This is a genomic window from Flavobacterium sp. (genome assembly GCF_031423415.1).
GTDB lineage: Bacteria > Bacteroidota > Bacteroidia > Flavobacteriales > Flavobacteriaceae > Flavobacterium.
Genome location: NZ_JANPFL010000153.1, coordinates 1 through 1,294, shown reverse-complemented (window position 1 = coordinate 1,294; position 1,294 = coordinate 1). Strand labels below are relative to the sequence as shown.

At 33.1% G+C, this 1,294-nt stretch carries 2 protein-coding genes; both read left to right on the top strand.

Going from position 1 to position 1,294, the window contains the following annotated elements:
* The coding region (locus RMO83_RS13680; protein WP_310560259.1) for an aldehyde dehydrogenase family protein at positions 1-684 on the top strand (684 nt) is incomplete at its 5' end.
* 78 nt (positions 685-762) lie between these two features.
* The coding region (locus RMO83_RS13675) for a hypothetical protein (RefSeq protein WP_310560258.1) at positions 763-1,294 on the top strand (532 nt) is incomplete at its 3' end.

Here is a 1,294-nt window from a genome sequence, read left to right as displayed (position 1 = left end):
GTTCGTGGTGCGTTTGAATTTCAAGGTCAAAAATGTTCTGCAGCGTCGAGAGCTTATATTCCAAAAAGTTTGTGGAACGATGTTAAATCTGAAATTATTTCTGATACAAAATCAATGAAAATTGGTTCGCCAGAAGATTTTGGAAATTTTATTACAGCCGTAATTCACGAAGGTTCGTTTGATAAATTGGCAAGTTACATCGATCAAGCCAAAAAAGATACCGACGCTGAAATTATAGTTGGTGGAAATTACGATAAATCAAAAGGTTATTTCATTGAACCAACCGTAATTGTGACAACCAATCCGAAATATTCGACAATGGAAACCGAACTTTTTGGTCCAGTAATCACAATTTATGTTTATGAAGATGCGAATTGGGCAGAAACCTTGAAACTTGTAGATCAAACATCAGAATATGCATTGACAGGAGCGATTTTTAGTCAAGATCGTTATGCAATCGAAGAGGCAACGGTGGCTTTACAAAACGCTGCAGGAAATTTCTATATTAATGACAAACCAACTGGAGCTGTCGTTGGAATGCAACCTTTTGGTGGTGCAAGAGCCTCTGGAACTAACGACAAAGCTGGTTCAATGCAAAATTTGTTACGTTGGTGTTCACCAAGAACTATAAAAGAAACATTTGTAACGCCCGAAGATTATCGATATCCGTTTTTAGGAGAATAAAATATTTATATTAAAAAGTCCAAATAGCAATATTTGGGCTTTTTTTGTATATTTGTTTTAACATTTAAATTAAAATTTATGAAAACCAAAATTACTTTATTGTTGATAATTTTTTTCTCGATTATCTCGAATGGGCAAACACCAATAAATGCTTTTTTTGATGTAAATGGTGCAGCTTATGATGTTGTCACATCAACACCTGATATTGACCAAAGTATGTCAGGTGAAAATGTAGTTTGGAATTTCGATCAATTGGTATTGGTTGGAGGTTCTACTTCTTATAATTCGATTCCAACTTTCGATCAAATCACAACATTTCCAAATTCTACATCATTAAATCAAGTTTATATTAATGTTGGTAATATTGCTACAACAAATCAAATCTTTTATACAAATATTGCCAATGAAATTTCGATTACTGGATTTAAAACTCCTGAATTAGAGTTGAAATATATATCAAATAATGCCAAAATTGGTACATTTCCATTAGCTTATGGTTATGATTTTACTGATACAACAGCAGGAACATTTATCAGCGGCGCAAATAATGGTACATTTTCTGGAAATATTATAACTAGCGTTGATGCCCTACGGAACCTTAACATTAAAC